General features: G+C 66.8%; 7 protein-coding genes. 2 read left to right on the forward strand and 5 right to left on the reverse strand.

The genetic code is table 11. The features are described 5' to 3' along the window. Positions 1 to 446 (forward strand): GntR family transcriptional regulator (locus QOC69_RS28905; RefSeq protein WP_526445955.1); only part of this gene is annotated, 446 nt, incomplete at its 5' end. Positions 447 to 452: 6 nt separating this feature from the next. Here QOC69_RS28905 and fdhD read toward each other — a convergent pair. Then, entirely contained in the window at positions 453 to 1,319 is an 867-nt protein-coding gene (gene fdhD, locus QOC69_RS28910; RefSeq protein ID WP_526445956.1) for a formate dehydrogenase accessory sulfurtransferase FdhD, read from the reverse strand. A 142-nt stretch (positions 1,320 to 1,461) separates the two neighbouring features. Next, positions 1,462 to 1,824 (reverse strand): carbonic anhydrase, encoded by a 363-nt coding sequence (locus tag QOC69_RS28915; protein WP_526445957.1) that lies wholly within the window; start codon positions 1,822 to 1,824, stop codon positions 1,462 to 1,464. 729 nt (positions 1,825 to 2,553) lie between these two features. Between QOC69_RS28915 and QOC69_RS28920 the strand changes: the two genes are divergently transcribed. Next, complete coding sequence (locus QOC69_RS28920) at positions 2,554 to 3,930, forward strand: OFA family MFS transporter (RefSeq protein WP_526445958.1); 1,377 nt, start codon at positions 2,554 to 2,556, stop codon at positions 3,928 to 3,930. 38 nt (positions 3,931 to 3,968) lie between these two features. Here the strand turns inward: QOC69_RS28920 and QOC69_RS28925 are convergent, their stop codons facing one another. From QOC69_RS28925 to QOC69_RS28935, 3 genes are all read right to left on the reverse strand, one after another. After that, on the reverse strand, positions 3,969 to 4,622 hold the full coding sequence (locus QOC69_RS28925) for a GntR family transcriptional regulator (RefSeq protein WP_526445959.1): 654 nt from the start codon (positions 4,620 to 4,622) through the stop codon (positions 3,969 to 3,971). A gap of 237 nt (positions 4,623 to 4,859) precedes the next feature. Further along, entirely contained in the window at positions 4,860 to 5,996 is a 1,137-nt protein-coding gene (locus QOC69_RS28930; protein WP_526445960.1) for a glycerate kinase, read from the reverse strand. 24 nt (positions 5,997 to 6,020) lie between these two features. Continuing rightward, positions 6,021 to 6,797: thiamine pyrophosphate-dependent enzyme (locus tag QOC69_RS28935; protein WP_526445961.1), on the reverse strand; the 777-nt coding region annotated here is incomplete at its 5' end.

The following is a 6,797-nucleotide window of genomic DNA, read 5'->3' on the forward strand; positions in this document are numbered from 1 at the left end:
CGTTCGTGCACAGCCCCACCGAAGAGGAAGCCGACCAGCTTCTCGGCGTCCGCTCGGTCTTGGAAACCTATTCCGCCCGGCTCGCTGCCGACCACGCCACCCCAGAGGACGTCAACCGGCTGTGGGAGTTGCAGCAGGACGGCGTTAACGCGTTGGCCGCCAACGACGTCGAGGGATTGGTGGCGGCCAACGCCGCCCTGCACGCCAGGATCAGATCACTCGCGAGCAACTCCGTACTCGCCGAGCACATCGGACTCGTCGAACGTCGGTGGCGTTGGTACTACCACCTGATCGCGCAACCGCGCGGCCAGGACGCCTGGTCAGAGCACGCTGAGCTGATCAAGGCAATCGCGGCAGGCGATGCCGAACGCGCCAGCAAGGTCATGCACCTGCACACCGAGCGGACTCGGGAGCTCTACCACGAGCAGCGGACTGCCAAGTCCTGAGCCGCATTACGCCGTCGGCAGCATCGCGGGACCGTATTGCATCGCCTCGACGGTGTCGAACCGCTCGCCTGCGGAATACACGTTCATCGATGATCCGCGCAGGAAACCGATCAACGTCAATCCCATCTCCCTGGCCAGATCCACGGCGAGCGACGACGGCGCGGACACCGCGGCCAACGCGGGGATCCCGGCCATCACCGCCTTCTGCACCAGTTCGAAGGACGCCCGGCCACTCACCATGAGCGTGGTGCCGCTCAACGGCAGACGCCCAGCGCCGAGCCCCCAGCCGATGACCTTGTCCACCGCGTTGTGCCTGCCGACGTCTTCGCGCACGCACCACGAGTCGCCGTTCGCGTCGAACAGTCCGGCCGCGTGCAACCCGCCCGTCCGGTCGAAGACCCGTTGAGCCGCCCTCAGCTTCTCCGGAAGGGTCGCGATCGTTGCTGCGGTCAGGCGCACGGGATCGCGGTCGACGTGCCACTTGCTGGTGGTGCGCACCGCCTCGAGGCTGGCCTTGCCGCACAAGCCGCACGATGACGTCGTGTAGAAGTTGCGCTCGACCGACGGGTCGGGGAGGGGGACGCCCTCGGCGAGGACCACGTCGAGCACGTTGTACGTATTGGAACCGTCCGCGGTTGCTCCCGCGCAATACCGTATTGCGGAGATGTCCGAGCCCGTCGCCACCACGCCCTCGCTCACCAGAAAACCGCGGGCCAGGTCGAAGTCGTCGCCCGGGGTCCGCATCGTCACCGAGAGCGGCCGGCCGGCCACCCGGATCTCCAGGGGCTCCTCCGCGGCAAGGGTGTCCGGGCGCGCGGTTGCCACTCCGTCGACCATGCGCAGAACCCGATATCTGCTGGTCACGCGTCCCACGGCACACTCCTGACTGTATGTTGTACGCAGTATACCGCCGTGAAGATTGCTAGGACAGGGTTTCGCCGCGCAGGCAGCGGGCGATGTCCTCGCCATCCTCCCGCTGCCGGGATGTCGCCATGCCCTGAATCAGGTTCGGCCGTCAACAGAGTTCGTGGAGTTCACCCGTCGACTCGTCAAAGCAGAATCCGCGGATGCCGTTGGTATGGCGCAGGACTGGGGTGCTCCTTAGGCGCGCGACCCCACGGTGTGCCTCTGCCGTCAGGTCCGGAAAGTTTGCTGCGGCAGTGAATTGGTCGTCGGTGAGGTCGCGAAGCCCACACGCGGCGTGCGTGATGACCATGACGTCGGTGGTCTCGAACAGGCGTTGACTGATGGCGAGGGATCGGATGACATCGTCGGTCACCACGCCGCCTGCGTTGCGCAGGACGTGTGCGTCGCACTCGTTGAGCCCAAGCAGCGCGTAGACGTTGAACAGGGCGTCCATGCACGTAACTACGACCACGCCGGTCCTCTTCGTGGGCCCTCCGGACTGGAGCTGGGCACGGTAGCGGCCGGCATTGGCGAGTAGCACATTCGTCCTCGCGGAGAACGCGTGGGCCATGGCGTCAGCCTGCCTGATCCGGTGGAGTGACATTCGGGCCCTTGCGGATTCTCGGCCGTGAGTCGGTGCATCTCTCGACTTCGTACCTGACATGTGATGGCATTTGCTGACGTCTCCTCGTGCGACGTGAGGCCTCTCGCAGGGGCACACGTTTCCGGTGCGACCCGCGTGGGGTCGCCATCTCCTTCCGCACCGCGACGTGACAGTCGGGCGGAAGTTCTTCGCGAAAAGTCGTCATGAACCCTCGACAAGAGTTGTTACGTGAGACACACTATGTGCAGACTATTGCCTACCTCATACGGTATGCAATGTTGTGACCGAGTTCTCAATCGTCGACCCGTGGGGTCGCGCCGCCGAACCGATCACGCCGGAATCCGCGGCCCCGCCAGGGAGATCAAGGGAGTTCAGACCATGGTTCACGTCACGACCGCTGTGGGCCCCGAATCGGGTCTCCCCACTGAGCGTCGTTCATTCGCGGGTGCTCGGTGAGTGCACCGAAGAGGCCCGGCTCACCGCCAGGGGGACGACGCGCACGCCAAACGGCCGGTCGCGCGCCGCCCCGTTTCTGGCAGCAGACCTTCCCCCAACCGCCCACCACCGCTAGAAAGAAAGGCGACGATGTCTTCCACAATGACAAATAGTCGTGAGATCACCGACGCGAACGGCCGCGTCTATCGCGTCGGGGAGACCGACCGCGAACTCCTCGGCAGATCCCGGGCCTGGATGGTCTGGCTGCCATGGGCCGCCATGATGGCGATCAGTGTCTACGAGTACGGCTACGGCGCCGCCGCGAAGTCTTTGCGCGACGCGCACCACTGGACGATGTCCGAGACGTTCTGGTTGCTTTCCATCTGGGCCTTCTTCCAGGCACTCGTCGCCTTTCCCGCAGGAAAGCTCCGGGAGAAGGACATCGTCTCGGCGAGGACGGCGATGTTGGCGGGCGCAGTCCTTTCGGCCGTCGGCTTCTTCGCCATTGCCAACAGCGACAGCCTGGTGATCGGCTACCTCGGGTTCTCCGTATGCGGCGGCATCGGCGCAGGCCTGGTCTACGCGACGTGCATCAACCTCGTCGGCAAGTGGTACCCGGAGCGGCGAGGCGGCAAGACGGGGTTCGTCAACGGCGGATTCGCTTACGGCGCCGTGCCATTCATCTTCATCTTCAGCTACGCGCTGCATCCGAACACCTATGTCTGGGTTCTCGACCTGGTCGCGGTGTACATGCTGGTGGTCGTCGCCGCGTGTGGAATGCTGTTCCGGGACCCGCCGAAGAACTGGTGGCCGTCCGACGTCGACCCGGTGCAGTGGGCGAACAGCAAGAAGGGCGCGGAGAGCCTCAAGAAGAACCCGCCTGCCGTCCGGCAGTACACACCCATGGAGGCTGTCAAGACCGGCATGCTGCCGCTCATGTGGCTGTCGCTCGGAATCAGCGCCGGCGTCTCGCTGTTCGGGATCAGCTACATGGTTCCGTTCGCGAAGGATCTCGGCTTCGGACCGCTGATCGCGGCCTCGTCGGCCGGTGTGCTGTCGATCGTCAACGGCACCGGTCGCACGTTGACCGGCTACCTATCCGACCGGTTTGGGCGCAAGCAGACCCTGCTCGCCGTGTTGCTGATATCGGCCGTGTCCCTGGTCGGACTGCTCTATGCCGGTAAGGCCGAGAACGAGATCGCATTCCTCTGCTTCGCGTTCCTGGTGGGTTTCGGCGGCGGAGCCTTCTACCCGATGTTCGCCTCGCTTACCCCGGACTACTTCGGCGAGAACAACAACGCCAGCAACTACGGCCTCATCTACAGCTCAAAGCTGCTCGGTTCGGTCGTGGGGATCGGCGTCGGTGCCAGCGTCATCGACGCCTGGGGTTACACCGGTGCCTATTGGATTGCCGCGGTGAGCGCGCTCGTCTCAGCAGGGATTGCGGCCTTCCTGCGGCAGCCGGGGCGCCGGACTACGGCCGAGCCCCGGGTAGCCGCCACGGGGAAGAAGTCGTTGGAGCCCACTTTGTCCGACTGAGGGGCGCGTGCGTGGCGGCGGCCAAGGGAAAGAGCCTGTCAGGCAACACCCTTGGCCGTCGCCCGTCGTTCGTGGTAGATCTCCCTGGTGCGCTCGGTGTGCAAGTGCATGAGTTCGCCGGCCCGGCCGGGGTTGCGGCGGGCGATCGCGTCGATGAGTACGGCGTGCTCGTCCCAGGCATCCTTCCCGCGGGCCCGTGCGATGGGTAGGTAGTACCACCGCACGCGACGGTCGACGGAGGCGATGAGATCGGCAAGGACGATGTTTCCGGACATGGCGACCACATGGGCGTGGAGAGCGGCGTTGGCCGCGACGAGCCCTTCCTGGTCGTCGGCGGCAAGCGCCTTCTCCCCGGTGCGCTGCACCTCCCAGAGCTGCTCCACCTGCTCTGGCGTCGCGTTCTGGGCGGCCAGCCGGGCGGACTCCGCCTCCAGCAGTGTGCGCACAGCGAGAAGTTGATCCGCCTCGGCGTCAGTGGGTACGTGGACGAACGCGCCGAGCGCAGGGCGCAGGTCCACCCAACCCTCGGTCTGCAAGCGCTGCAGCGCCTCCCGAACCGGCTGCCTGCTCACCCCGAGTTGAGCTGCCAGCTCGCTCTCGACGAGATGCTCACCCGGTTGCAATTCACGGGTGATGATCATTTCGGTGAGGGCGTCGTAGACCGCCTCCCGCAGCGGTGCCGGACGCTCCAAGGGCGACCGCCCTGGCCGCGCGGTCAGTGAACTTGCCGCATCGCCGGCGGCGCGAGTTGACGCAAGGCCTTGCTGGGTCACCGAAGCCCTCGCTCTCGTCGTGTTGTCGCTGGCTGGCCGACCCAGCCGGTATTTACCATACAGTCGCCAACATGCAGTCGGCGGCCCGAACACACTGAGATGTGCGGCACAGTGACGATGTTTGCCTGCGCGGATGATCCCGTGAGACGGGCAGGCTCACCGGATCGCTGGCGTCGCCAGCCGTTCGCGGGCGATCCGAGCGCCGAGTTGTCCGAGCAGGGGGCCTGCGTAGGCGATGGAGCGGACCGGGTCGGGTTCGAGCTCAGTGAGGGGGTAGACGGCATCGATTCCCGCGCCAGCGAGATCGGCTGGCGTCAGGGTGGATCGGCCCGCCACCACCACGACCGGGACGCCGGCAGCGCGTGCGGCGGCGCTGACCCCGGCCGGTGCCTTACCCGCGAGTGTCTGCTCGTCGAGCGCGCCCTCACCGGTGATGACCAGGCGGCAGTCGGAGAGGTGTTCGGTGAAGCCGATCAAGTCCAGCACGATCTGAATGCCGGGCCGCAACACGCCGTCGAGCACCGCGAGGGCGGCAAAGCCCACCCCGCCCGCGGCCCCGGCGCCGGGTTCGGCGGCCCAGTCCGTCCCAGTCGCCGCCGCAACCGCGTCCGCCCAGCGACGGAGCGCGGTATCGAGAACCGACACGTCCTGCGGTGACGCCCCCTTCTGCGGTGCGTATACCGCCGCCGCACCGCGGCTTCCGAAGAGCGGGTTGTCGACGTCGCACGCCACGACGATCTCGACATCGCGCAGTACCGGATCGAGCCCGGCCAGTTCCAGCGTGTACGACGTGTCGTGCAGCGGCAGCCGCCGCGGTGGCAGCGCGCGGCCCCGCTCGTCGAGCAGGCGGGCGCCGAGGGCCTGCAGCATGCCTGCGCCGCCGTCGGTGCTCGCACTTCCGCCGATGCCGAGGACCACGCGGCGGCACCCCGCAGCCGCCGCCGCGTGCACCGCCTCGCCGAGCCCGTAGCTGCTGGCGTGCAAGGGGTCTCGACGACCCCCCGGCAACCTGAGCAACCCGCACACCGTTGCCATCTCGATGACCGCGAGGTCGTCGCGGCGCGCGTAGCTGGAATCCACCGGGACCCCGGTGGGGCCCGACGCGCGCACACGCACCCGGGTGAAGCCCGCCTGAACCGCCGCGTCGACGGTGCCGTCACCGCCGTCGGCCACCGGGAGTTCGCGCACCGCGAGGTCCGGAAGCACCGAACGCAGCCCGGCGGCGACGTGTGTGGCCACCTGGACCGCGCTCAGTGATCCCTTGAACTTGTCGGGCGCGATGAGAACGTGCACGGCGATGTCCTCGTCCGGGGCGTGTCAGTCCAGCAGTGCCATGGCGGTCGGGGCGTCATCGGGATGCATGGCGAGATCCTCGAACTCCATGATGTTGTCGATCTCGGTGCCCATCGCGATGTTGGTGACCCGCTCGAGCATGATCTCGACGATGACGGGAACGCGGAACTCGGCCATCAGCTTCTTTGCGAGTTCGAACGCAGGCAGAATCTCGTCGGGCTCGGACACGCGCAGCGCCTTGCAGCCCAGGCCCTCGGCGACCGCGACGTGGTCGACGCCGTACCCGTTCGTCTCGGGGGAGTTGATGTTGTCGAAGGCCAGTTGCACGCAGTAGTCCATGTCGAAGGCGCGCTGCGCCTGCCTGATCAGGCCCAGGTAGGCGTTGTTCACCAGCACGTGGATGTAGGGCAGGTTGAACTGCGCGCCGACCGCCAGTTCTTCGATCATGAACTGGAAGTCGTAGTCGCCGGAGAGTGCGACGACGGTCGCATCCGGGTCGGCGACACACACGCCCAGCGCGGCGGGCAGCGTCCACCCGAGCGGCCCGGCCTGACCGGCGTTGATCCAGTGCCGAGGCTGGTAGACGTGTAGGAACTGCGCGGCCGCGATCTGCGACAGCCCGATCGTCGTGACGTACCGGGTTTCCGGGCCGAACGTGAGGATAATCTCCTCGAACACGCGTTGCGGCTTGACCGGCACGTTGTCGAAGTGCGTCTTGCGATGCAGCGTCCGCTTCCGCTCGGCGCACTCCTCGGCCCAGGTGGCGCGGTCCGGCAGCGCGCCCGCTGCCTTGCGCTGACG

This window comes from Mycobacterium sp. (genome assembly GCF_032162105.1).
In the GTDB taxonomy this organism is placed as follows: Bacteria; Actinomycetota; Actinomycetes; order Mycobacteriales; family Mycobacteriaceae; genus Mycobacterium.

Bases quoted from the DNA above. Each gene is read 5' to 3' on its own strand.
- QOC69_RS28920 (WP_526445958.1), top strand. From the start codon at position 2,554: ATGACAAATAGTCGTGAGATCACCGACGCGAACGGCCGCGTCTATCGC.